The 23,878-nt window shown below is 61.2% G+C and carries 22 protein-coding genes and 1 tRNA gene; 7 read left to right on the top strand and 16 right to left on the bottom strand.

The window, feature by feature from the left end:
* Nucleotides 1-7: 7 nt before the first annotated feature.
* The gene (locus HHL24_RS12480) at nt 8-1,387 is read left to right on the top strand and encodes an MATE family efflux transporter (RefSeq protein ID WP_169485814.1); all 1,380 of its coding nucleotides are present in this window, start codon (nt 8-10) and stop codon (nt 1,385-1,387) included.
* Between the two features lie 265 nt (nt 1,388-1,652).
* On the opposite strand, the gene HHL24_RS12475 is transcribed toward HHL24_RS12480, so the two are convergent.
* Complete coding sequence (locus tag HHL24_RS12475) at nt 1,653-1,814, bottom strand: hypothetical protein (protein ID WP_169485767.1); 162 nt, start codon at nt 1,812-1,814, stop codon at nt 1,653-1,655.
* A gap of 155 nt (nt 1,815-1,969) precedes the next feature.
* Here HHL24_RS12475 and HHL24_RS12470 point away from each other — a divergent pair, with 155 nt between their 5' ends.
* From HHL24_RS12470 to HHL24_RS12455, 4 genes are all read left to right on the top strand, one after another.
* Nucleotides 1,970-2,158, top strand: a complete 189-nt coding sequence (locus tag HHL24_RS12470) for a hypothetical protein (protein ID WP_169485766.1) — start codon at nt 1,970-1,972, stop codon at nt 2,156-2,158.
* Between the two features lie 206 nt (nt 2,159-2,364).
* Nucleotides 2,365-2,441, top strand: a tRNA-Pro gene (locus tag HHL24_RS12465).
* A gap of 191 nt (nt 2,442-2,632) precedes the next feature.
* Nucleotides 2,633-3,091, top strand: coding sequence for a SixA phosphatase family protein (locus HHL24_RS12460; protein ID WP_169485765.1), 459 nt, complete (start codon nt 2,633-2,635; stop codon nt 3,089-3,091).
* A 232-nt stretch (nt 3,092-3,323) separates the two neighbouring features.
* The gene (locus HHL24_RS12455; RefSeq protein ID WP_169485764.1) at nt 3,324-4,136 is read left to right on the top strand and encodes a GNAT family N-acetyltransferase; all 813 of its coding nucleotides are present in this window, start codon (nt 3,324-3,326) and stop codon (nt 4,134-4,136) included.
* A 101-nt stretch (nt 4,137-4,237) separates the two neighbouring features.
* Here HHL24_RS12455 and ppx read toward each other — a convergent pair whose 3' ends face one another.
* Nucleotides 4,238-5,863, bottom strand: coding sequence for an exopolyphosphatase (gene ppx / locus HHL24_RS12450; RefSeq protein ID WP_169485763.1), 1,626 nt, complete (start codon nt 5,861-5,863; stop codon nt 4,238-4,240).
* A gap of 202 nt (nt 5,864-6,065) precedes the next feature.
* Between ppx and ppk1 the strand changes: the two genes are divergently transcribed.
* A complete protein-coding gene (gene ppk1, locus HHL24_RS12445) occupies nt 6,066-8,129 on the top strand; it encodes a polyphosphate kinase 1 (RefSeq protein ID WP_169485762.1) in 2,064 nt (687 codons plus the stop codon).
* 101 nt (nt 8,130-8,230) lie between these two features.
* Here ppk1 and phoR read toward each other — a convergent pair whose 3' ends face one another.
* From phoR to HHL24_RS12385, 12 genes are all read right to left on the bottom strand, one after another.
* Nucleotides 8,231-9,544: a phosphate regulon sensor histidine kinase PhoR gene (phoR, locus tag HHL24_RS12440; protein WP_169485761.1), complete on the bottom strand. Its 1,314-nt coding sequence runs from the start codon at nt 9,542-9,544 to the stop codon at nt 8,231-8,233.
* A 36-nt stretch (nt 9,545-9,580) separates the two neighbouring features.
* Nucleotides 9,581-10,282, bottom strand: coding sequence for a phosphate regulon transcriptional regulator PhoB (gene phoB / locus HHL24_RS12435; protein ID WP_169485760.1), 702 nt, complete (start codon nt 10,280-10,282; stop codon nt 9,581-9,583).
* Between the two features lie 26 nt (nt 10,283-10,308).
* Complete coding sequence (gene phoU / locus HHL24_RS12430) at nt 10,309-11,013, bottom strand: phosphate signaling complex protein PhoU (protein WP_169485759.1); 705 nt, start codon at nt 11,011-11,013, stop codon at nt 10,309-10,311.
* 31 nt (nt 11,014-11,044) lie between these two features.
* The gene (gene pstB / locus HHL24_RS12425) at nt 11,045-11,893 is read right to left on the bottom strand and encodes a phosphate ABC transporter ATP-binding protein PstB (RefSeq protein WP_169485758.1); all 849 of its coding nucleotides are present in this window, start codon (nt 11,891-11,893) and stop codon (nt 11,045-11,047) included.
* Nucleotides 11,894-11,910: 17 nt separating this feature from the next.
* The gene (gene pstA / locus HHL24_RS12420) at nt 11,911-12,807 is read right to left on the bottom strand and encodes a phosphate ABC transporter permease PstA (protein ID WP_169485757.1); all 897 of its coding nucleotides are present in this window, start codon (nt 12,805-12,807) and stop codon (nt 11,911-11,913) included.
* Nucleotides 12,804-13,805, bottom strand: coding sequence for a phosphate ABC transporter permease PstC (gene pstC, locus HHL24_RS12415; RefSeq protein ID WP_169485756.1), 1,002 nt, complete (start codon nt 13,803-13,805; stop codon nt 12,804-12,806). Before pstC ends, pstA begins: the two co-directional genes overlap by 4 nt.
* A gap of 153 nt (nt 13,806-13,958) precedes the next feature.
* Nucleotides 13,959-14,990 (bottom strand): phosphate ABC transporter substrate-binding protein PstS, encoded by a 1,032-nt coding sequence (gene pstS, locus HHL24_RS12410; protein WP_169485755.1) that lies wholly within the window; start codon nt 14,988-14,990, stop codon nt 13,959-13,961.
* A gap of 378 nt (nt 14,991-15,368) precedes the next feature.
* Entirely contained in the window at nt 15,369-16,175 is an 807-nt protein-coding gene (locus HHL24_RS12405) for a phage tail sheath family protein (protein ID WP_206002826.1), read from the bottom strand.
* A 627-nt stretch (nt 16,176-16,802) separates the two neighbouring features.
* On the bottom strand, nt 16,803-18,161 hold the full coding sequence (glmM, locus tag HHL24_RS12400) for a phosphoglucosamine mutase (RefSeq protein ID WP_169485754.1): 1,359 nt from the start codon (nt 18,159-18,161) through the stop codon (nt 16,803-16,805).
* Nucleotides 18,162-18,189: 28 nt separating this feature from the next.
* A complete protein-coding gene (gene folP, locus HHL24_RS12395; protein WP_169485753.1) occupies nt 18,190-19,089 on the bottom strand; it encodes a dihydropteroate synthase in 900 nt (299 codons plus the stop codon).
* Between the two features lie 83 nt (nt 19,090-19,172).
* On the bottom strand, nt 19,173-21,062 hold the full coding sequence (gene ftsH / locus HHL24_RS12390) for an ATP-dependent zinc metalloprotease FtsH (protein WP_169485752.1): 1,890 nt from the start codon (nt 21,060-21,062) through the stop codon (nt 19,173-19,175).
* Between the two features lie 189 nt (nt 21,063-21,251).
* Nucleotides 21,252-21,914 carry an RlmE family RNA methyltransferase gene (locus HHL24_RS12385; protein WP_169485751.1) on the bottom strand — a complete coding sequence of 221 codons (663 nt, stop codon included), beginning with the start codon at nt 21,912-21,914 and terminating at the stop codon, nt 21,252-21,254.
* 183 nt (nt 21,915-22,097) lie between these two features.
* On the opposite strand from HHL24_RS12385, the gene HHL24_RS12380 reads away from it, so the two are divergent.
* Nucleotides 22,098-22,628, top strand: coding sequence for a YhbY family RNA-binding protein (locus HHL24_RS12380; RefSeq protein ID WP_169485750.1), 531 nt, complete (start codon nt 22,098-22,100; stop codon nt 22,626-22,628).
* Nucleotides 22,629-22,806: 178 nt separating this feature from the next.
* On the opposite strand, the gene HHL24_RS12375 is transcribed toward HHL24_RS12380, so the two are convergent.
* Both HHL24_RS12375 and greA read right to left on the bottom strand, forming a co-directional pair.
* On the bottom strand, nt 22,807-23,316 hold the full coding sequence (locus HHL24_RS12375; RefSeq protein ID WP_169485813.1) for a DUF4149 domain-containing protein: 510 nt from the start codon (nt 23,314-23,316) through the stop codon (nt 22,807-22,809).
* 20 nt (nt 23,317-23,336) lie between these two features.
* The gene (gene greA / locus HHL24_RS12370; RefSeq protein WP_097389983.1) at nt 23,337-23,813 is read right to left on the bottom strand and encodes a transcription elongation factor GreA; all 477 of its coding nucleotides are present in this window, start codon (nt 23,811-23,813) and stop codon (nt 23,337-23,339) included.
* Nucleotides 23,814-23,878: the final 65 nt, after the last annotated feature.

Raw genomic sequence — 23,878 nt, 5'->3', positions numbered from 1 at the left:
AGTCACCTTGGGGAGCGCCCCGGAGGAAGTCCACTTCGGGGACAGCGCGGCCGCGACGGCGCCCGCCGTCCCTGTGCGTTGGCACCGCCGGGTGCTGACGCTGGCGTTCCCCATCGTCCTCGCCAATCTGACGCAGCCGATTCTCGGCGCGGTCGACACCGCCGTAGCCGGCCATCTGGAGGGCGCGTCCTATCTCGGCGGCGTGGCGCTCGGCGGCCTGTTCTTCAACTTCGTGTTCTGGGGCTTCGGCTTCCTGCGCATGGGCACCACGGGTCTCGTCGCGCAAGCGCACGGCGCGGGCGACCATGCCGAGTTGCGCAACACCGTCGTCCGCGCGCTGTTGCTGGCGGCGGCGATCGGCGCGGCGGTGCTTCTGCTGCAAGTGCCGTTGATCGGCTATGCGTTGCGCGCGATCGGCGGTAGCGACGCGGTGCAGCGCCACGCGCAGATCTACTGCCACGCGCGCATCTGGGCGGCACCGCTCGCGCTCGGCAATTATGTGGTGCTCGGCTGGCTGCTCGGTACGCAGAAGGTGCGGCTTGCGCTGCTCTCGCAAGTATTTATCAACAGCGTGAACATCGCAGCGGTGCTGTTGTACGTGTACGTATTTGATTGGGGCGTGGCCGGCATCGGCGCGGCCACAGCCACGGCCGACGCGCTCGGCTTCGTACTTGGCGCCGCATTGTTGTGGCGCGGCAGACCGCACGGCCTGCCTGCGCTGAACCGCGCCGCGCTCTTCGACGCTGCCGCGCTCAAGCGTCTGGTGGTGCTCAATCGCGATATCTTCGTGCGCACGCTCTGTCTGCTGTCATCGTTCGGCTGGTTCGCGCATCTCGGCGCGAAGCAAGGTGACGCCACGCTTGCCGCCAACGCGCTGCTGCTCAATTTTCAGACCTTCATGGCCTATGGACTCGACGGCTTCGCGCATGCTGCCGAAGCGCTGGTTGGCGCGGCGATCGGCTCGCGCGACCGGCACGCTTTCGCGCAGGCCATCAAGGTGACGGCGCTATGGTCCGCGCTCGGCGCGCTGGGCTTCTCGCTGGTGTACTGGGGCGCGGGCTCATGGATCATCGAAGGCCTGACCAATCAGGCCGCGGTGCGCGCCACGGCCGAGACTTATCTGCCATGGGCCGCGCTCTTGCCGGTGATCTCTGTGTGGGGTTTTCTGCTCGACGGCGTGTTCATCGGCGCCACTCGCACGCATGAGTTGATGACGTCGATGGTGGTGTCGTTTGGGGTGTTCGTGGTGGCTTCGTGGGCCTTGCTGGCGCTGTACGGCAATCACGGTTTATGGGCCGCGATGCTGATCTTCATGGCCGCGCGCGGCATAACGCTCGCACGCTTTTTGCCACGCGTCGTACAAGGCATGGCAGGCATGGCCGCCTAGTCTTTGTTTCGTCGCCCGGCGTGTTTGCGCCGCGTGTTTTGATCTTAGGAACGCGCACGTTGTGCTCCGCCGCAGATGAACTACGCGCTATGCGTTCATCTCCGCAACGCCGCACACAGTTACGGCTTGAAACAAGCGCATACATGTTACGCGTGCACGTCGCCCTAGAATAACTTCAGCCTGCGCTGTCCGCGCGAACAGTCTGCGCGGGTCAGAAGCGCCGGCGTGCCCGCGCCGGTGCTTCGCTTTCATTCCCAGCAGGTGCTCAGGGCGCGGGCGCAATGAGAGGGGGCCGGACGTCGGTAGGGACGCCGTGGTAATCGACGGGATCTTTCGGCGGCGGGCCGCCATGATGCCCGGAAGGATCGTTGGCACAGCCGGCGAGTCCGGCAGCCAGCAGCAACGCAATCAACAAAACGCGATTCATAGACTCTCGATACAGAATGACAATAACGGCAATGAAGCGCCGAGAGTCTACCCGCAATTCGCATTCGACGACGTCACGGCAAGCAGTCTCCCTCCTCCCATTTTGTTACGCGTGACCTACTATAAAGGCACAGTTGCGTGTCATAGGAGGCTGCCATGGATGCTGAATCGATCGCAGGTCTGGTCGGACTTGCAATAGGCCTGCTCGTGCTGCTCGCCCTGTCGATTTTTGAGTCGAGAACCTACAGACGCGAACACGACGGCGAAGGCATGCTGCATCACTGGATCACACACCAGCACATGCCGCACGTGAACATGCCGCACTGGATGCGCCGCCGGCATTGAGGGGATGACCCGGCGCGTCGCCCTGCACGAAGGAGACGACGCGCTGACCATCGACGGTGCGCTTCTTACGCTTCTCGCGCTTGCCGCGAGCGCACATTGACGCGCGATTTTTTCTGCCCGCTGCCGGCGTCTGAGAACCTTTTTTCATCCCGACGCAATTCGTGGTTGACTCTGACACCCAATGCCACATAGAATCTCGGCTTCGTCGGAGCGTAGCGCAGCCTGGTAGCGCATCTGATTTGGGATCAGAGGGTCGAAGGTTCGAATCCTTTCGCTCCGACCACGAAAAGCAATACGAAACCCGCGTCGCCTTCGGCTTCGCGGGTTTTTGCTTTTTGGACGTCGCGCGCTCATGCGGACTGATGCGGACGTTCCGCCTGAGTCACCGCCTTGCGCCCTCACGAGCGCGCATGCGACAGTGATTGAAAACCCGGCGCTGCTCTCTACGCCGCAACCAGAGTCAAGGAGACACCCATGGATCTGATCCTCTGGCGTCACGCCGAAGCCGAAGATTTCGCCAGCAGCGACCTCGCCCGCGCACTGACCACGCGAGGCCGCAAACAGGCGCAAAACGTTGCCAAGTGGCTGCGCACCCGCCTGCCCGACAACGCAGTGGTCCTTGCGAGCCCCGCAGTGCGCACCATCCAGACCGCCGAAACCTTGAGCGACCAGTATCGCGTGGTGCGCGAACTCGCGCCCAACGCCAGTGCGGACGATGTGCTCAAGGCCGCCGGCTGGCCAAAAGGCATCTCACAGACCGTCGTGATCGTCGGCCATCAACCGACGCTCGGCCACGTTGCGGCACGTCTGCTTGGCAATAGCGAAGCGAGTTGGCCGCTGAAGAAAGCCGGCCTGTGGTGGATCGAAAGCCGCGAACGCGACGGCGACGACCAGGCCGTACTGCGCGCCGCGATGAGTCCCGATTTGATCTGAGTTGAACTGAACCGGTCGCGCAGGCTGGCGATCGAAGAGGTCCAGTTGCGCCCGCCAGTCCCGCCGGTCGCGCGGAAACAACACACGCCCCGCCCGGCCCACGACATTACAAGCCGCGCGCACGCAGCTTACGGGCAGTCATCCAATCGTCATGGCTTTGCCATGCGAGCGTCACCAGGCGTTACTACATTGGCGAAAAAAGAAATCTCCCTTTTTTCGACCAGGACGCCCCATGCGAGAACTGCCGACGCCCACCCTGCCCCTGGCTTCGATCTTCGAAACGCGTCGCTTGCCGCGCGCCGAAGAGACGGTCACCGCCCAGCACCGCCTGCAAGTGACGTGGGCGCGCACTGACGAGGAACTGCGCGAGGCCCAGCGTCTGCGCTACCGTGTATTCGCCGATGAAATGGGCGCACGTCTGACGGGTCCGGCCGGCCTCGACGTCGATTCGTTCGATTCATACTGCGATCACCTGCTGGTGCGCGATCTCGACACGCTGAAGGTGGTCGGCACCTATCGCGCGCTGCCACCGCACCAGGCCGCCCGTATCGGACGCCTGTACGCCGAAAGCGAATTCGACGTATCGCGCCTCACGCACCTGCGCGCGAAAATGGTCGAAGTGGGCCGTTCGTGTGTGCACCCGGACTATCGCAGCGGCTCGGTAATCATGTCGCTATGGGCAGGGCTCGCCGCGTACATGAAGCACAACGGCTACGAGACGATGCTTGGCTGCGCGAGCGTCGCGATGGTCGACGGTGGCCACTACGCGGCGAATCTTTACTGCTCGCTGCGCGACAGCGCGCTGACGGCGCCGGAATATCGCGCGTTCCCGCACACGCCGCTGCCGGTCGAAGAATTGCAAACCGGCGCCGACGTCGCACCGCCGCCGCTGGTGAAAGGCTATCTGCGCCTCGGTGCGAAGATTTGTGGCGCGCCGGCCTGGGACCCCGACTTCAACACGGCGGACTTTTTGACGCTGTTGCGCCTGACGGATATCAACGCACGTTACGCGCGGCACTTCCTCGGCGACGCGTCGCCGCGCTGAGCGGTGCGCAAACCACCCGGCTGATTCAGTCTACGACTGATGTACATTAAAAAAGCCCGGCAAAAATTCCGCCGGGCTTTTTAATTTATAACGCATGATTCTCAATCGTCCGTGTAGACCACGCGATACGGAATGCCAACCTTTTCCCACTCCGCAGCCTCCTGGATCAGGCTGTAATCGGTCAGCGGATTGTTAGCCACCCACTCATTCGGCAAACGCACCTCATAGCCGCCGTTGACCTGTGCGACCGCGATACCCGGCAAGCCGACATCGGCGCGCCGGCGGCATAGCAGCGCCGCAAGCCGCAGACAGAACAGCAGCGGCCATTCCACTTCGCGCGTTTGCGACAGCTTGCCGAGCTTCCCTGCGTGACCGAGCACCAGCGCGGCGAGCCGCGCCTGGTCGGTGCGCGAAAAACCCGGCATGTCGGCGTTGCTGGCGATATAGGCCGAATGCTTGTGATACGCGCTGTGGGAAATCGACAGCCCGATTTCGTGCAAGGCCGCAGCCCAGCCGAGGAACATGCGGTTCTCGACGCGACGCTCCTGATCCGGCTCGGCAAACTGATCGTAAAAGCGCACCGCGAGTTCACCGATGCGCCCCGCCTGCGCGCGGTCCACGCCATAACGGCGCATGAAGCCTTCCACCGTCACCGTGCGCATGTCCTCGTGCTGCGAACGGCCCAGCAAGTCGTACAGCACGCCGAGGCGCAGCGCGCCATCTGTTGTATCGACGTAATCGACGCCGAGTTCGTCGAACACCGCGATCATGATCGACAGGCCGCCGGCCAGCACAGGAATGCGATCGCCCTTCAGCGCGACCAGCTTCAGACGATTGACGTTCTCCGCCTTGATCAGCGCGCGCTTGAGGCGCTCGAGCCCGCCGCGCGAGATACCGTGCGTGACGCCCGGATCGTTGAAGCCGTTTGCCTCGACCAGTTCGGCGAGCGCCCGTGCGGTGCCGGACGAGCCAATGGCCTGTTCCCAACCGGTTTTCTTATATTCGGCAGAAATGATCTGGATTTCACGGCCCGCGGCGAGTTCGGCCTGACGCATCGTGTATTCGTCGACATTGCCCGCCGGGAAGAACGCGCGGCTATGGCTCACGCAGCCGATATACAGGCTCTCCATCTTGATCGGCGTGTAGTGCGAACCGATGATGAATTCCGTCGAGCCGCCGCCGATATCCACCACGAGACGCTTGCCCGCGCTCGCGGGCACGGAGTGTGCTGCCCCCGCATAGATCAGACGCGCTTCTTCACGCCCGGCGATCACTTCAATCGGGAAGCCGAGCGCGGCCTGCGCCTCGCCGAGGAACTCGCCCGCATTCTTGGCGATGCGCAGCGTATTGGTGGCAACGGCGCGAACGTGGTCGGGATGAAAGTCGCGCAGCCGCTCGCCGAAGCGCTTGAGCGCATCCCAGCCGCGCACTTGCGAGGCGCGGTCGAGCATCTTGTCGCGTGACAGACCGGCAGCAAGGCGCACCGGCTCGCGCAAGGCGTCGACCTGATAGATCTGGCTGCCCGCGTCGGTTTCCTCGACCCGGCCCACGATCAGCCGGAAGCTGTTCGAGCCGAGATCGACGGCAGCGAGGAGTTGTGGAGTAGTGACCATCGAGTAAGCGGACTCCATGCGCGCGAGCGCAGCGGCGTTGGATGCGGAAGGTGCCGGATGACCACCGGATGCCTTGGGCGCCTTGTGGCCGGCCGCGCTGTTCAAAGACGCCATTCTAAGCGTACCGGACCTCACGATGTCGCCTCGCAGTAATGGGGGTGCCCTATGGTCCCATATGCACTGCGTCATAATTACGACACGCAACGAATACGGCGTAGAATTTATAACTTCGAGAATGTCATAACAACGTCATCATACTGTGAGAATTTCCGAGCGTCTTTTCGCCTCTCCTCCTGACATTCCATTCTCGCTGCCGATGTCCATCCGCTACCCCTTATTGAATCGCGAGCTGGGCATTCTGGGTTTCAACGAGCGTGTGTTGGCACAAGCTGCCGACCCTGCCGTCCCTTTGCTCGAACGCCTGCGCTTCATCTGCATCACCAGTAGCAACCTCGACGAGTTCTTCGAAGTCCGCATGGCCGGACTGCAGGAACAGATGCGCGACAACCCCGGTGCGTTGTCGCCGGACGGCATGTCGTTGCAACATGTGTATGACCTCGTGGTCGAGCGCGCGCAGCGGCTCGTGCATCGCCAGTACGCCATGCTGCACGACACGGTGCTCACCGCGCTCGAAGCAGAAGGCATCTATTTTCACGGCACTGAAGCGTGGAACGAAGCGCAGACCGAATGGGCGCGCAACTACTTCTTCGACGAACTGCTGCCGGTGCTCACGCCGATCGGCCTCGATCCGGCTCACCCGTTTCCGCGCGTGCTCAACAAGAGCCTGAACTTCGTCGTCGAACTCGAAGGCAAGGATGCGTTCGGCCGCCAGGCGATGATGGGCATCGTGCAGGCGCCGCGTGCATTGCCCCGGCTCGTGCGCATGCCGCAGGATCTGTCGGGCTATCCGCATGGTTTCGTGCTGCTGAGCTCGTTGCTGCAGCGCTTTGTCGGCGAGCTGTTCCCGAATCTGGTGGTGCGCACCTGCAACCAGTTCCGCATCACGCGCAATAGCGAACTGTTCGTCGACGAAGACGAAATCACCAATCTGCGGGTCGCGTTGCAGGGTGAACTGCCGGCGCGGCATCTGGGCAATGCGGTGCGGCTCGAAGTGTCGGCGGACACGCCCGCGCATGTCGTGCGGCGCCTCCTCGACGAAAGCAGCCTGAGCGCCAAGGATTGCTATTTCGCCGACGGCCCCGTCAATCTGGTGCGGCTGATGCAATTGCCGGAGATGGTGGACCGGCCCGACCTGAAGTTCGTGCCGCATATCCCCGCGATTCCGCCGCAGATCGCCAACAGCACGAGCATGTTCGACGTGATCGATCAAGGCGACGTGTTGCTGCATCATCCGTACGAGAGCTTTCAGCCGGTGCTCGAGTTGCTGCTGCAGGCGGCTAAAGATCCGAACGTGGTGGCCATCAAGCAGACCATCTATCGCACTGGCACCGACTCGCCGCTGATGGACGCGTTGATGCAAGCGGCGCGCAACGGCAAGGAAGTGACGGTGGTGGTCGAACTGCTCGCGCGCTTCGACGAAGAAACCAATATCAACTGGGCGTCACAGCTGGAAGCGGTGGGCGCGCATGTCGTGTACGGCGTGGTGGGCCACAAGTGCCACGCCAAGATGATGCTGATCGTGCGGCGTGTATCGTCGGGCGGCAAGACCACGCTCAAGCGTTACGTGCACCTGGGCACCGGCAACTATCATCCGCGCACCGCGCGTCTCTATACCGATTTCGCCCTGATGACCGCCGATCAGAAGATCTGCGAAGACGTGCACCACGTGTTCCAGCAACTGACCGGCATCGGCGGCGAACTGAGGCTGCATGAGTTGTGGCAGTCGCCGTTCACGCTGCATCCGAAACTGGTCGAAGCGATTCGCGCGGAAGCCGAGCACGCGCGCGCCGGCAAGAAGGCGCGCATCGTCGCGAAGATGAACGCATTGCTCGAACCCACCGTGATTGCCGAGCTGTACGAGGCATCGAAGGCCGGCGTGAAGATCGATCTGATCGTGCGTGGCGTATGTTCGTTGCAACCGGGTGTGCCGGGCTTGTCGGAGAACATCACGGTACGTTCGATCGTTGGGCGCTTCCTCGAGCATCATCGCATCTTCTACTTCTACGACGACGGCAAGGAACAGGTGTATCTGTCGAGCGCCGACTGGATGGACCGCAACTTCTTCCGGCGTGTGGAAGTGGCGTTTCCGATCAACAACCGTCGCTTGAAGCGGCGTGTGATTGCCGAAGGCCTGTCGGCGTTTCTCGGCGACAACCAGTCCGCGTGGCTGATGCAAAGCGACGGTCACTATCGGCGCCGGCGGCCAGGAAAATCCTCGCGCAATGCGCAGATGAGTCTGCTGGGGAAATTTTGTTCGTGAGCTTGATTTCCTGATCCTGTTCGCGCGCCGCTGAAACGGCGGCGAGCATGAAAAAAACCCGCCTTTGGCTACAGGCGGGCTTTCTTTTCAGGCCACGATTCTCAAACCGGCGCCGGTTGCCGACGCGCCGTTCGGTACCCCGGGAAGCGCACAGTGAACGTGCTGCCACGTCCCTCTTCGCTCTTCACGTCAAGCTGCGCATCGTGCCGTTGCAGCACATGCTTGACGATGGCGAGGCCGAGGCCCGTCCCACCCGTATCGCGCGAGCGGCTGCGGTCGACACGATAGAAGCGCTCGGTTAGACGCGGAATGTCCGCAGCCGGGATCCCCAAGCCGCTGTCCGTGACCGAAAAAACCGCACTGCCGCCGTTGGCGTGCCAGGTCACCGTGATCGCACCGCCGTCCGGCGTGTAGCGGATCGCATTGGTCACGAGGTTGCCAAGCGCACTGAGTATTTCCGTTTCCACGCCGGTGACAGTGAGCCCTTCGTCGGCGTCGAACACGATCTTGTGATGGTCGCTCGACAGGCTTTGCGCGTCGTCCTTTAGATGCCGCAGCACCGCGCGCATATCGATCATCTGATCGCTCGGCGGCTTGTTGTCGCCTTCGAGCTTCGCGAGCACCAGCAAGTCGTCGACGATATGGCGCATCCGCGAGGCCTGCTGCTCCATCAATTCGAGGTAGCGCCCGCGCTCGGCTTCGCTCAACGGCAGTTCTCGCATCGTCTCGAGAAAACCCGACAGCACGGTCAGCGGCGTCTTCAGTTCATGCGAGACATTGGCGACGAAGTCACGTCGCATCGCGTCGGTGCGCTCCAACTCCGTGATGTCTTGCGACAGCACCAGCTTGCGATTTTCACCGTACGGAAACACCTGCACCGACAGCACGTTCTGGCGCTTGTCGCCCATGCCGCGCATGATCAGCATCTCTTCATAGCGATGCGAATTCAGATAGCGCACGAAATCGGGCTGACGCACCAGATGCGTGATGTGCTGGCGCAGATCGCGTTTCGCATCGAGCCCGAAATGAAGTTCGGAGATCGCGTTGCACCACTCGATCTGATCGTGATCGTCGAGCATCGCCACGCCGTTCGGCGACGCCTGTATCGCCTGAATGAAACGCGAATGCTGCTGCTCGACCTGACGCACCTGCGCATGCCAGCGCTTCGCAAGCTTGTGCAGACGGTAGTAGATTTCGCCCCAAATACCGGGAGCGCTCGGCACTTCGCCGTAGACCGGCGCGTCGAGCAAGCGCCACAAACGCTGCTTGTGGAAGGTGCTGAAGAGGCTCTGCGCCAGCAGCATGACGATCGCGAGGACCAGCCCTGCCTTGACGTTCAGGAGTGCGCCGACCACCACGCACAGAACAGCCAGCAGCACGACCGACACGATGGAGCGCGCCCAGATGATGTTCATGTTCTAGTGATCGAAGAGAAAAGTGCTACCGCAAAGTCAGGCGCTCTTCGCGAGCCGGTAGCCGCTGCCGCGTACCGTCTCAATCATAGCATCGCACCCGGCCGGCTTGAGCGCCGCGCGCAGACGCTTGATGTGCACGTCCACCGTGCGCTCTTCGACGAACACATGGTCGCCCCACACCTGATCGAGCAATTGCGTGCGGCTGTGCACGCGCTCCGGGTGCGTCATGAAGAAGTGCAGCAGGCGGAATTCAGTCGGGCCGAGGTCGAGTTTGATCTCGCTGCCTTCCGCCTGTGCGGCGACGCGGTGCGTCGCCGGATCGAGCTTCAGACCGTTGATCGCAACCAGGTCTTCGGTCAACTGCGGCGCGCGGCGGCGCAACACCGCCTTGATACGCGCCATCAGTTCCTTCGGCGAAAACGGCTTGGTGACGTAGTCGTCGGCGCCGATTTCGAGGCCGAGCACCTTGTCCTGTTCATCGCCGCGCGCGGTCAGCATGATGATCGGAATGTGCTTGGTGCGCTCGTTGTTGCGCAGATCGCGGGCGAACGCAATGCCTGACTTGCCCGGCAACATCCAGTCGAGCAGGACGAGGTCGGGCAGTACGTCGCTGATCAGGTTCTGCGCCTGCTCCGCGTTGTACGCGCGAATCGGGCAGTGTCCGGCGTGTTGAAGATTGACCGAAATCAGTTCGGAAATGGCGGGCTCATCTTCAATGACGAGAATGCTGCTGGGCATCGGCACCTCTGTTCCTTATATCTGGATTAACTGAGCGCTTCGCGTTCGAGCGCGTCGCGCGACTTGTGCCGCACGTCGGTGCCCTTGACGATGTAAATGATGAATTCGGCGATGTTCTTCGCGTGGTCGCCAATCCGTTCGATCGCCTTGGCGATAAACAGGAAATCGAGGCCCACCGAAATCGAACGTGGATCTTCCGTCATGTACGAAATCAGCTTGCGAACGAAAGCGCGGAATTCTTCGTCGATCGCCTTATCGTCGCGCATGATCTGCGCGGCGGCGACCGTGTCGAGACGTGCAAAGGCGTCCAGCGCGCGGCGCAGGATCGACACCGCCATTTCGCCCGACAATTTAATCTCGGCAATATTGATGCTGCGCGAGGCGCCGTCTTCCATCAGACGCTTGGTACGCTTGGCGATTTTTTCAGCTTCGTCGCCGGCGCGTTCGAGATTCGTGATGGTCTTCGAAATCGCGATCAGGAGGCGCAAATCGCGCGCGGCCGGCTGACGGCGCGCGATGATGTTGCTGCACTCTTCGTCGATCTCGACTTCCATCGTGTTCAGGCGCTCTTCGGCCGCGATCACCTGTTCACATACATCGCGGTCGAAGTTGTTGAGCGCGATCATCGCGTTGACGATCTGCGATTCGACGAGGCCGCCCATTTCGAGCACCTTCGAAGAAACGAGGTTCAGGTCGGCGTCGAACTGGCTGGACAGATGTTTATCGGACATGTCGTACTCCGTTGTTTTGCTCGTCGTCGGTTTAACCGAAGCGGCCAGTGATGTAATCCTCGGTTTCCTTGCGGACCGGCTTGATGAAGATCTTTTCGGTGTCGCCGAATTCGATCAATTCACCGAGGTACATATAGGCAGTGTAGTCCGAACAGCGCGCGGCCTGTTGCATGTTGTGTGTGACGATCACCACCGTGTAATCGCTCTTCAATTCGGCGATCAACTCTTCGATACGGCCCGTGGAAATCGGGTCGAGTGCGGAACACGGCTCGTCGAGCAGCAGCACTTCGGGACGGATCGCGATACCGCGCGCGATACACAGACGCTGCTGCTGGCCGCCGGACAAACCGTAGCCGCTCTGGCCCAATTTGTCCTTCACTTCGTTCCACAGCGCGGCCTTGGTCAGCGCCCATTCCACGCGGTCGTCCATTTCCGAGCGCGGCAGCGTTTCGAACATCTTCACGCCAAACGCGATGTTGTCGTAGATCGACATCGGAAACGGCGTCGGCTTCTGGAACACCATGCCGATCCGCGCGCGCAGCAGCGAAATATCGCGCTTGGAGGTCAGCAGGTTTTCGCCGTCCATCAGGATCTCGCCTTCGGCGCGCTGCTCCGGATAGAGCGCGTACATCTTGTTGAGCGTGCGCAGCAAGGTGGATTTGCCGCAACCCGACGGGCCGATGAACGCGGTCACCTTGCCCTCGGGAATGCGCAGATTGATGTTCTTCAACGCGTGATACTTCCCGTAGAAGAAGTTCAGGTCGTTGATCTCGATCTTCGGACGCGACGGGGCTTGCGCCTGGCCGCTCTGGGCGGGATCGAAACCGGCGGGCGCCGTCGGACGCACGGTCGGATTGAATTGAGTTTCTGCCATATTCATCGGATTACACTCCGCCCTTACTTATTCGAAAAGATCGTGCGCGCGAGGATGTTCAATCCCAGCACCGCGAGCGTGATCAGGAAGACGCCGGCCCACGCGAGCGATTGCCATTGCGCAAACGGGCTCATCGCGAACTTGTAGATCGTGACCGGCAGGTTCGCGACCGGCTGGTTCATGTCCATCGAGAAGAACTGATTCGACAACGCCGTGAACAGGAGCGGCGCGGTTTCGCCGGCAATCCGCGCGACGCCGAGCAGCACGCCGGTGATAATGCCCGCGATCGACGCCTTCAGCGTGATCGACAGCACCATCTTCCACTTTGGCGTGCCGAGTGCGAAAGCCGCTTCACGCAGCGCGTTCGGTACCAGTTTCAGCATGTTTTCCGTGGTGCGGATCACGATCGGAATCTGCAGCAGGGCGAGTGCGAACACGCCGGCCCAACCGCTGAAGTGCCCCATCTTCGCGACAACCAGCGCGTAGACGAACAGACCCACCACGATCGACGGCGCCGACAACAGGATGTCGTTGATGAAACGCGTGAGACTGGCGAGCCAGCCCTTCTGACCGTACTCGGCGAGATAGACGCCCGCCAGAATGCCGATCGGCGTACCGACGAACGTTGCGAGCGCAACCAGCATCACGCTGCCGACGATCGCGTTGGCGAGACCGCCGCCATCGGTGTTCGGCGGCGGCGTGGATTGCGTGAACAATTCGACCGACAAGCCGCCGATGCCGAGACGCAGCGTCGTATAAAGAATCCACACGAGCCACAGCAGACCGAACGCCATGGCCGCGAGCGACATCGTCAGCGCAACCGCATTCTTCGCGCGGCGGCGGCCCTGCAGACGCACGCGCATTGCTTCGAGCGTAGCGGCGTCGTGCGAACCCGGCATGTTCAAGGTGGGTTGGCTCATTTCGCGCCCTCCCCTTTTTCGAGGCGGAGCAGCATGATCTTCGAGATCGCCAGTACGATGAAAGTAATCACAAACAGGATCAACCCGAGTTCCATCAACGCCGACGTATGCAGGCCCGGATCCGCTTCCGCGAATTCATTGGCGAGCGCCGAAGTAATGCTGTTGCCCGGCGAAAATAGCGAGACGTTATCGAGCAGATTGGTGTTGCCGATCACAAAGGTCACCGCCATCGTCTCGCCGAGCGCACGGCCGAGGCCGAGCATCACGCCGCCGATCACGCCGCTCTTGGTGAAGGGCAGCACGATCTTCCACATCACTTCCCACGTCGTGCAGCCGATGCCGTACGCCGATTCCTTCAGCAGGACCGGCGTGACTTCGAACACATCGCGCATCACCGCGGCGATGTACGGAATGATCATGATCGCGAGAATCACGCCGGCGCACAGGATGCCGATGCCGATCGGCGCGCCCTGAAACAAGGCGCCGACAAACGGAATCCCGCCGAGCACCGCGCCGAGCGGCTTTTCAAACCAGGTCGCGAAAATCGGCGCGAACACCAGCAGACCCCACATGCCGTAGACGATCGACGGGATCGCGGCGAGCAGTTCGATGGCGATACCGAGCGGACGGCGCAGCCACGCGGGCGCGAGTTCGGTCAGGAAAAGCGCGATGCCGAAGCTGACGGGCACAGCGATGATGAGTGCAATGAGCGAGGTCGCGATCGTGCCGTAAATGGGCACCAATGCGCCGAATTGCTTGCCAGGTGGATCCCAGTCGGCGGTCCAGAGAAACGCGAGGCCGAACTGCTTGATCGACGGCATGGAGGCGACGATCAGCGAAACGATGATGCCGCCGAGCAGCAACAGCGTGATGATGGCGGCGAGGCGCGCGAGGCCGCCGAAGATGACATCGCCGGCGCGGCTGGGCGCTTTCTGCTGCGACGCGCTGCCGGGCGGTGTTGACCTCGCCGCGCCAGACGCTAATTGGATATCGGACATGAGAGCCTGATGGACCTGTTTCCAGTTGCCGTATGACACTTGTCGTGCGGCGGATGATGCTTGGCTAGTGCCGGGGTAATGCCGTTGGCCGTCCTCACATGAGGACGGCCAACGTGTTGCGAGAAGCTTGCTGCTTAACGCTTACTGCAAAGCTCAGTCAGCGATTGCCTTGCCCGCAGCGTCCTTCACCTTCGACTTCCATTGCGTGCGGATTTCCGAAACAACCGAATCCGGCAGCGAGATGTAATCCAGATCGTTTGCGGCTTGCGTGCCGTTCTTGAACGCCCAGTCGAAGAACTTCAGCGTTTCGGTGCCTTGCGGCGCCTTGTCTTGCGTCGTGTGCAGCAGCACGAACGTTGCGCCGACGATCGGCCATGCGTTCTTGCCCGGCTCGTTCGTCAGGATCTGGTAGAACGACTTCGACCAGTCCGCGCCCGCTGCCGCTGCCTTGAACGTTTCCGTCTTCGGCTCGACCACCGTGCCCGTCGAGTTCTTCAGCGCGACGTACGTCATGTGGTTTTGCTTCGCGTATGCCCATTCCACGTAACCGATTGCGCCCGGCAGACGTTGCACGAAGGCTGCGACGCCGTCGTTGCCCTTGCCGCCCGTGCCCGTCGGCCAGCTGACCGTTGCACCTTCACCGACCTTCGACTTCCAGTCAGCATTGACCTTCGACAGGTAGTTTGTCCAGATGAAGCTGGTGCCCGAACCATCGGCGCGGCGAACCACGGCAATGTCGGTATCCGGCAGCTTGATCTTCGGGTTCAGCGCAACGATCGCCGGATCGTTCCACTTCTTGATCTTGCCCAGGTAGATGTCGCCGAGCACTTCACCCGACAGCGTCAGTTCCGCCGGCTTCACGCCCGGCACGTTGACGACCGGCACCACGCCGCCGACTACCGTCGGGAACTGGAACAGGCCTTCCTTGGCGAGTTCGTCGTCCTTCAGCGGAGCGTCCGAACCGGCGAAGTCGACGGTCTTCGCAACGATCTGCTTCACGCCACCCGACGAACCAATACCTTGGTAATTGACCTTGCCGCCGCCCGACTTCTGGTAGGCGTCAGCCCACTTCGTGTAGATCGGTGCTGCGAAGGTGCTGCCCGCGCCGGTGATGTCTGCGGCTTGCGCGGCGATCGCGAAAAGCGCGCCAGCGACGCCAGCGAACACGGTTTGCATCAATTTCATGAGACCTCCAAGGGTGTGAGCGGTGTGAGCGAATAACACGAACACCGCGAAGCTTAGGGTCTCTTTGTGACAGTAACGTGACTTATCGTGAAACGGATGTGACAGTGGGATTACCGTGATGAAAGCTACCGCGACGCGGCAAAGCGCTGCTTACGCGGCGTTTGCAAGATATCAGCAAGACTACGCGAGAAACGCCCGAGCTGAACGTTTGCGTTGGATGGAGGAAGTATGGACGGCCATATCACGCGGATGCAATCTGCCGCGTCACATAGTTGTGGCGACGACCGGACACTGCCTCCCGGTCGTCCATGGCTGGAGGGTCTGAAGCGGGACGGGTCGCCGCGCGCAGGCGAGGCTTAAGCGCGACCGGGCGGTGGGTCAGCCCTGCGCCACGCTCTGGGTAAACTCCAGAATAATAAACTCCGCGGGGCGAGCCGCTGCCATCCCCACACTGACAATCATTTTCCCTTGCGCGATATCGTCGGCGGTCATGGTGGTGCCCTCGCCGATCTCGACGAAGTAAGCTTCCGCTTCCGTTGCGCCAACCAACGCACCCTGCCGCCACAATCCGTGCAGATAGTTGCTAACCGCGCCTCTTACTTTTTCCCATGTGGGCTGATTGTTCGGCTCAAAGACCAGGCTTTGCATGGCAGCCTTGATATCCTTTTCCGCACTATTGAACAAACGGCGCACAGCGATATATCGCCAGTTATCGGAGTCATCTAGCGTTCGCGCTCCCCAGACGACCAAGCCGCGATCGTCAAGCTTACGGAGCATATTGATCGCCAGTCCCTTATTGAATTGCCCTTGCAGGGAATCAGTGACAATAAACTGCGGCTCGGCACCGCCCTGTATTACAACATTGGCTGGCGCCTTCCACACACCGCGGGTGCGATCTGTAGAACAATATATACCCGCTATTGCGCCGCTAGCCGGAATTGGCTTGTCCGCCCAACTTGGCGTGAACCATGGATAATATACAGCTGCGTAGGAATTGGCAGCGTACGAACTGCTGGGATCGTAAGTCGAAGTTATTTCTGTTGCAGGTCCGTCGAGAATGGCAAACAAATTTTTTCCATCTTGACATAACGTGTCCACCTGCGAGGATATATCCTGGCCCGCGCTTACGATCAACGTAATATCGTCGTATTGTGGGACCTGTTCCGCCAGATTGCTGGCGCTCACCACGTAACAAGCGCCCCCGCCGTTCGCGAAATAGAGTCGGAGTACCCCATCTTCCACATAGGTAAAGGTGTCCTTGTCCCTTCATGGCTGTCCAATCCAACCATGAATTCACCCTTGTGGCGTTATTGAATAGATTCTTGTTGTTATCTGAAGTGTTATTTAGCGCAAAAATTGGAACAGCGGTGGCCACGGAGTTTACGGAAATAGTCAGGCCGCCAGACTCAGCAACATAAACACCAGGATAAGTGACTGCCGTAGACATAAAGCGCATTCCCTTAATAATCCGAACCGATCGAAAACAGATTTCAATCCGGCCGACGAATGGCGGCCGTGACAATTAACAAAAGACTTTGTGCGGTTTTCACGGCTCCAAAAAAAGATAACTTAAGCCAATCCTTTAACTTCAAAATCAACTATCCGCAGTGTATAAATTCACACTCAATAAATCAATGTTTTCGCCTTGGACAAAATGGCGCAGGATATTATCTTGAAATCAACTAGCGCAACGACAACAGACCTGAATTCTTACGGGGTCTTCTGGGCAGTACGGCGAATTTCGGTGACAAGATAGAAAGGCTTGCGCGCCGTCGGCAGGGTTGCCGTAGGCGCGCAGCGGCCCTGCGTTGTTCAGGCGGTGGCTTGCTTGACCGCGTTGGCGATTGCTTCGGAATGGCGAACCGCGTCGTCGACATTTTCTGCTTCGACCATCACGCGTAGAACGGGCTCGGTGCCCGAGGCGCGAATCAGCACACGGCCGCGGCCGTTCAGCGCTTCCTCGGCCATGCCGATGGCGCGGCGAATCACATCGCTGCCCTTCCAGTCCGCGCCGGGTTGCATGCGCACGTTGATCAGCTTCTGCGGGAACAGCGTGACGCCGTCGAGCAACTCAGCGAGCGTTTTGTCGCTGCGCTTCATTGCGGCCAGCACCAGCAGGGCCGACACGATGCCGTCGCCGGTCGAATGGCGGTCAAGGGAGAGAATATGGCCGGAGCCTTCCGCACCCAGTTGCCAGCCGTGCTCACGCAACTGCTCGAGCACGTAGCGGTCGCCCACCGCCGCGCGGACAAACTTCACCCCGGCTTCCTGCAGCGCGACTTCGACCGCCATATTGGTCATCAAGGTACCGACCGCACCTTCCACTTTGCCGTCGGTCGCCATCCGGTCCTTGACCAGCACGTACAACAGCTCGTCGCCGTTATACAGGCGGCCTGCCGCGTCCACCACCTGCAACCGGTCGGCGTCGCCGTCGAGTGCGATGCCGAGGTCCGCGTGGTTCGCGCGCACCGCGCGCACCAGCGCGTCCGGCGCGGTCGCGCCGACGCCGTCATTGATATTGAAACCGTTCGGCGCGACGCCGATCGGAATCACGTCAGCACCGAGTTCGTGGAACACGTGCGGCGCGACGTCGTACGCTGCACCGTGCGCGCAGTCGACCACCAGCTTCAGGCCACGCAGGTCGAACGCTGCCGGGAAGGTGCTCTTGCAGAACTCGATGTAGCGGCCGGCTGCGTCGTCGAGGCGCCGCGCCTTGCCGAGTTGCTCGGAGGCCGCGCATGCGAGCGGCAGATCGAGTTGTTCTTCGATCTGCGATTCCACGTCGTCGGGCAGCTTGTTGCCGTCGGCGGAGAAGAATTTGATGCCGTTGTCGTAGTACGGGTTGTGCGAGGCGCTGATCACGACGCCTGCGGCAAGCCGCAGTGCACGCGTCAGATAGGCGATGCCCGGGGTGGGCATCGGCCCGGCCAGCATGACGTCGACCCCGGCCGCGGAAAAGCCCGCTTCGAGCGCGGCTTCGAGCATATAGCCCGACACCCGTGTGTCTTTACCGATCAGCACCGTGGGACGTGCGCCCGTCCTGGCCCAGCGGTCCGCGCCCGCGAGCACCTTGCCGGCGGCGTAGCCGAGCCGCAATACAAACTCCGGCGTAATGGGTCCTTCGCCGACCTTGCCCCGAATCCCGTCCGTTCCAAAATAACGACGTGCCATCTTTTATGTTCCTCCTTGGCTTTTGGGTTCAGCCTCGCGCGCGGCTGTGATTCGCCGCGTCGCGCATGGCTGCCCATACTTTCAATGCATCTACTGTTTGCGCGACATCGTGCACGCGCAGAATTGCCGCGCCGCGCTCGGCGGCACATACCGCTGCGGCGATGCTGCCCGAAACGCGCTCCGCCGCCGGGCGTCCGACGACCGCGCCGACCATCGACTTGCGCGACATGCCGGCGAGAATGGGGTACGGCGGCTCGGCTTGCGGCGCCGTGTCCGGCAAGTGCGCGAGCAGTGCGTAATTGTGTTCGACCACCGCTTTGCCAAAGCCAAAGCCCGGATCCACGCTGATACGCGCACGGGCTATACCTGCCCGCTTCAGGGTCGCCACCCGTTCTTCGAGAAACTGCCGAACCTCGCTCACCACGTCTTTATAGTCGGGCTCACCAAGTTGCATGGTCTGCGGCTCACCAGACATATGCATCACGCACACACCGCATTCGCTGTCGCGCACGGCATCGACCGCACCGGGCATCCGGAAACCCCAAATGTCGTTGATCAGATCGGCGCCCGCGGCGAGCGCGCGACGCATCACTTCCGGCTTGTACGTATCGATCGACAGCGGCACATTCGCACCGTGCAGTTGTTCGACCAGCGGGATCACCCGCTCCAGTTCTTCGTCAAGCGGCACTGGCGGCGCACCCGGACGGGTCGATTCGCCGCCGATGTCGATGATATCCGCGCCATCGAGCAGCATGCGCTCGGCCTGGCGCAGCGCATCGCCGCGCATCGCGTACTGGCCACCGTCAGAGAAAGAATCGGGCGTGACGTTCAGGATGCCCATGACTAACGGGCGTTCAAAGGTCAGCTTGAAGCGGCCGCATTGCAGCGGTTCGGGGATAGGAAGAGAAGGAAATTCGACTTTCGACACGTAGCGGTCAATCACGTAAAACGGATAAATGCAAAACGGGCCGGTGTGAAACACACCGGCCCGCACTTTCTACTGGCCGCCTATCAGGCCGGCGCGGTCGCGCTGCCCGGCTTGACCTCGGTGCCCGTGCTGCCACCCGAAGAGGCATCGCTTGCCGGCGGCGGAGAGCTCTTCGGCGAACGCGGCGGACGGCCTGCCATGATGTCGTTGATCTGATCGGCGTCGATCGTTTCCCACTCCATCAGTGCGGCGGTCATCGCTTCGACCTTGTCGCGGTTCTCGTCCAGCAGGCGCTTGGCGAGGTTGTACTGCTCGTCCAGCACGCGGCGGATTTCCGCGTCGACCTTCTGCTGCGTCGCTTCCGAAATGGTGCGCGTGAAGCCACGGCCAAACGGCGTTGCGTCGTTTTCGTCGTCAACGTAGACCATCGGTCCGAGCGCATCCGTCATACCGAAGCGAGCCACCATGGCACGGGCCGTAGCCGTTGCCTTGTTGAAGTCGTCCGATGCGCCGGTGCTGATCAGGTTCAGGAACAGCTCTTCCGCAACACGGCCACCGAACAGGATCGCGAGGCGGTCCAGCAGGTAGTCTTTCGAATACGTTTCGTTGTCATGCTCCGGCAACTGCCACGTGACGCCCAGCGCACGGCCGCGCGGGATGATCGTGACCTTATGCACCGGATCGGCCTTCGGCAACAGCTTGGCGATGACCGCGTGACCCGACTCGTGATACGCCGTAGCACGCTTCGATTCTTCGCGAATCACGGCCGACTTGCGCTCCGGACCCATGAAGATCTTGTCCTTCGCGTCTTCGAAGTCGTTCATCTCGACGATGCGCTTGCCGCGGCGAGCCGCGAACAGGGCTGCTTCGTTGACCAGGTTCGCCAGATCGGCGCCCGAGAAGCCCGGCGTGCCGCGTGCGATCACCGCTGCGTCGACGTCGTTCGAAATCGGCACCTTGCGCAGGTGAACCTTCATGATGTGCTCGCGGCCGCGGATGTCCGGCAGACCGACATACACCTGACGGTCGAAACGGCCCGGACGCAGCAGCGCCTTGTCCAGTACGTCCGAACGGTTCGTGGCAGCGATGACGATCACGCCCGAGTTCGCTTCGAAACCGTCCATCTCGACCAGCATCTGGTTCAAGGTCTGTTCGCGTTCGTCATTACCGCCGCCCATGCCGGCGCCGCGATGACGGCCGACCGCGTCGATTTCGTCGATGAACACGATACACGGCGCATGCTTCTTGGCCTGCTCGAACATGTCGCGCACACGAGCCGCACCGACACCCACGAACATTTCCACGAAGTCCGAACCCGAGATGCTGAAGAACGGCACCTTCGCTTCACCGGCGATAGCACGCGCCAGCAGCGTCTTACCGGTTCCCGGCGGGCCGACCAGCAGCACGCCGCGAGGAATGCGTCCGCCCAGCTTCTGGAATTTCTGCGGATCGCGCAGGAAGTCGACCAATTCAGAGACTTCTTCCTTGGCTTCGTCGCAACCGGCGACGTCGGTGAAATTGATTGCGTTGTTGTTTTCGTCGATCAGACGTGCACGGGATTTACCGAACGAGAACGCACCGCCTTTCCCGCCTCCCTGCATCTGTCGCATCATGTAGAACCAGAACCCGATGATCAGGATCGTTGGTCCAAGGTAGTACAGCGCGGACACCAGCGCATTTGGTTCGTCATCAGCCTTGCCGCTCACCTGAACGCCATACTTCATCAGATCGCCGACCATCCAGATGTCGCCGGGCGACACGATCTGGTACTTCTGGCCGTCTGCTGGAGTGACCGTGAGGTTCCGCCCCTGGACGATGACGTTCTTGACTTTGCCGTTCTTCGCGTCGTCCATGAACTGCGAATAGGAAACGCCTTCCTGGACACGGGGCTTGTCGAACTGCTTGAACACCGTAAACAGCACCAGTGCGATAACAAGCCACACTGCTGCTTTCGAAAACATATTGTTGTTCAAAGCACCACTCCTTCACTTAGACGGGCGCCTACATTTGCCTTGCGGCACCACGAAAGCATTCTAATCCAGTCCGCAGACCCCTGCCATAAGGTTTCGCTACCACAGAAATAGCATAGCGGGCCATCAGAGCGCCAATCTTCGGCTCCATGGGCACATTATCGGCAGATGCGGAACCTTCCTGCAGCGCACCTATGCGGGTCGCTTGAGATGCTTACCCAAAATAAACGTTTCTGACGACTTGTCCCGCGAAGCTTTCGGCTTGCGGGCCGCCACCACCTTGAACTGGCGCTTGAACTTTTCGACAATCTGGCTATAACCGCTGCCATGAAAACATTTGACTAAAAGGGCACCATCCGGCTTCAGGTGGTTTTGTGCGAACTCCATCGCGATATCGCACAGATGCTCGATTCGCGCGGCATCCGCCACCGCCACCCCCGACAGGTTGGGCGCCATATCCGAAATTACAAGATCAACCTGGCGTTCCCCGACCAATTCTTCCAATTGGTGAAGCACCGAGTCTTCGCGGAAGTCGCCCTGAATGAAGTGGACGTCGGCGATCGGCTCCATCGGCAACATGTCCAGCGCGATGATCGTGCCGTCGATGCCGCCCTCGCGCTCGGCGTCGCGCTGCGAGCCCTTGGCGAGCTTGTTACGGGCGTACTGGCTCCAGCTGCCCGGCACTGAGCCGAGGTCGACGATCACCTGGCCTGGCCGGATCAGCTTGTCCTGCTCGTCGATTTCCTTCAGCTTGTAAGCAGCGCGGGCGCGGTAACCCTCCCGCTGCGCCATTTTTACGTACGGGTCGTTGATGTGATCGTGCAGCCACGCGGTGTTGAATTTGTTTTTTGCCATTAAAGGTAGAACTCTTGCTGCGTGATGTCGCGCTTTAGGGGATAATACGCGGTTAATTCGCGCGGCCACCGCCAAAACTGGCAGTCATCCGCGATTCTGTTGTTCTGACGCGCCGCCCTGCGCCATGGCCCGAATCTATCCGGACTGCAGGTGCCGCCATTTTAGTCGAGTCTCCCACTTTCCATGCCAGCCCTTAAAGTCTCTTCCGACCAACGCGCCGAGTTGCGCTCCCAGGCACATGCGCTCAAACCGGTCGTGCTCGTCGGCGCCGAAGGCTTAACCGACGCTGTGCTGTCGGAGATCAAGGTCCACCTTGGCGCGCACCAACTGATCAAAATCCGCGTATTCGGTGACGAACGCGAAGAGCGCATCGCCATCTACGAACAAATCTGCGACCAGCTGAACGCTGCGCCGATCCAGCATATCGGCAAGCTGCTGGTGATCTGGAAGCCGGAAGCAGCAGCACAACCGGCGGTGAAGGCCAAGCGCGGCGCCCTGCCTAGCGCCCGCGAAGCGGCTGTCGAAGCCAAACCAGGTAAAGGCCGCGCACCGCGCGTGGTCACGGTGGTGAAGCCCAGCGAAATCCCGATGCGCAAGCCGAAGGCAAAAGCCGTCGTGGTGCGCGGCAATGAACGCGTTACGCAAGGCGGCAACATCAAGCGCGCCAAGAAGCGCCAGACCAGCGCGAAGCGCTCGCATCAGTCGTCGAAGTAAGCGAATGATGGAGGGGTGCGGGCAGTGTCCGCATCTTGGTGTGAATTGCTCAGGCCGCCAAGCTGACTCCGCGTGGTTGACTCCGCCCAGGCAAAGCCGCCTGGATAAAACCGCCGGCGCCCTTCCGCTTGAGTCACTCTACAGGCAAACCCGCTTAAGCAAGCCGTAGCCGCACCACTCAACCGGTTACTTTCCCGGCAGCGCCGCGAGCGCCCTGCTCCGCTGCCAAGACGCCGACGCCCGCCGGCAGCTTCCACACCAGCGCCACGCCCAGCAGGCTTTCGATCAGGTAAAACAGACTCGACACGCCGTGCAGAATCCCGAAGCGTGTCGCATAAGCCGAATGCCCAACATCACTGCCCGCTTCCAAGGCGGCAATGCGCATTGCATTCATAAACGGCTGCAACGCAAAGTAACCCACCAGCACGCACACCAGCATACCGGCGATCAACCAGCGCAAACGACGATAAGCGTCGCTACCGCGGCGAACCAGCACGTTCGCCAGACCCAGCAGCAAAATGCCGCACACCGCGCCCAGCACGCCCTCGATGCGAAACAGTTGCGCCGCCACGGCGCCCGCCGTCATGCGGTCGAGCGACGTGAACAGCACCGGCGCGACGGCATAGCCGATAGTCAACAGACTACCGACCCACACCACCGTCAGCAGGCGGAACAGTCGATGCGGCATCAAGGACACCGGGGCCGCCTTCAAACGTAGCTAACCGCGATGATTTCGTATTCGCGCACGCCGCCCGGCGCCTGCACCGATGCAACGTCGCCTTCCGACTTGCCGATCAACGCGCGCGCGATCGGCGAGCTGATCGAGATCAGACCGTGGTCGATGTCCGCTTCGTCGTCGCCGACGATCTGGTATTTGACCTTTGCACCCGAATCGAGGTCTTCGAGTTCGAGCGTCGCGCCGAACACCACGCGGCCGTCCGCCTCCACCTTGGACGGGTCGATCACCTGCGCGCCGGCCAACTTCGATTCGATCTCGGCAATACGGCCTTCGACGAAGCCCTGCTTTTCCTTCGCCGCGTCGTATTCCGCGTTTTCCGACAGATCGCCCTGGGCACGCGCTTCCGCGATCGAATTGATCACCGAGGGACGCTCAACCGATTTCAGGCGCTGCAATTCATCGCGCAACATTTCCGCGCCGCGCTTAGTCAATGGAACAGTGCTCATAAACAACTCTATGCAAAAAACAGCCGTAAAAAAAAATCACCGCGGTTAAGTGCATTCCGTGGAGG

The organism is Paraburkholderia polaris (assembly GCF_012927345.1).
GTDB classification, from domain to species: domain Bacteria; phylum Pseudomonadota; class Gammaproteobacteria; order Burkholderiales; family Burkholderiaceae; genus Paraburkholderia; species Paraburkholderia polaris.
This window is presented reverse-complemented; position numbering and strand designations above follow the sequence as displayed.

Coding starts and splice junctions, on each gene's coding strand:
- ppk1 (WP_169485762.1), top strand. CDS start 6,066: ATGTCCATCCGCTACCCCTTATTGAATCGCGAGCTGGGCATTCTGGGT.
- HHL24_RS12375 (WP_169485813.1), bottom strand. CDS start 23,316: ATGCCGCATCGACTGTTCCGCCTGCTGACGGTGGTGTGGGTCGGTAGT.
- pstA (WP_169485757.1), bottom strand. CDS start 12,807: ATGAGCCAACCCACCTTGAACATGCCGGGTTCGCACGACGCCGCTACG.
- HHL24_RS12475 (WP_169485767.1), bottom strand. CDS start 1,814: ATGAATCGCGTTTTGTTGATTGCGTTGCTGCTGGCTGCCGGACTCGCC.
- pstS (WP_169485755.1), bottom strand. CDS start 14,990: ATGAAATTGATGCAAACCGTGTTCGCTGGCGTCGCTGGCGCGCTTTTC.
- phoU (WP_169485759.1), bottom strand. CDS start 11,013: ATGTCCGATAAACATCTGTCCAGCCAGTTCGACGCCGACCTGAACCTC.
- HHL24_RS12455 (WP_169485764.1), top strand. CDS start 3,324: ATGCGAGAACTGCCGACGCCCACCCTGCCCCTGGCTTCGATCTTCGAA.
- HHL24_RS12470 (WP_169485766.1), top strand. CDS start 1,970: ATGGATGCTGAATCGATCGCAGGTCTGGTCGGACTTGCAATAGGCCTG.
- phoR (WP_169485761.1), bottom strand. CDS start 9,544: ATGAACATCATCTGGGCGCGCTCCATCGTGTCGGTCGTGCTGCTGGCT.
- glmM (WP_169485754.1), bottom strand. CDS start 18,161: ATGGCACGTCGTTATTTTGGAACGGACGGGATTCGGGGCAAGGTCGGC.
- ppx (WP_169485763.1), bottom strand. CDS start 5,863: ATGGCGTCTTTGAACAGCGCGGCCGGCCACAAGGCGCCCAAGGCATCC.
- HHL24_RS12385 (WP_169485751.1), bottom strand. CDS start 21,914: ATGGCAAAAAACAAATTCAACACCGCGTGGCTGCACGATCACATCAAC.
- phoB (WP_169485760.1), bottom strand. CDS start 10,282: ATGCCCAGCAGCATTCTCGTCATTGAAGATGAGCCCGCCATTTCCGAA.
- HHL24_RS12380 (WP_169485750.1), top strand. CDS start 22,098: ATGCCAGCCCTTAAAGTCTCTTCCGACCAACGCGCCGAGTTGCGCTCC.
- pstB (WP_169485758.1), bottom strand. CDS start 11,893: ATGAATATGGCAGAAACTCAATTCAATCCGACCGTGCGTCCGACGGCG.
- pstC (WP_169485756.1), bottom strand. CDS start 13,805: ATGTCCGATATCCAATTAGCGTCTGGCGCGGCGAGGTCAACACCGCCC.
- greA (WP_097389983.1), bottom strand. CDS start 23,813: ATGAGCACTGTTCCATTGACTAAGCGCGGCGCGGAAATGTTGCGCGAT.
- HHL24_RS12460 (WP_169485765.1), top strand. CDS start 2,633: ATGGATCTGATCCTCTGGCGTCACGCCGAAGCCGAAGATTTCGCCAGC.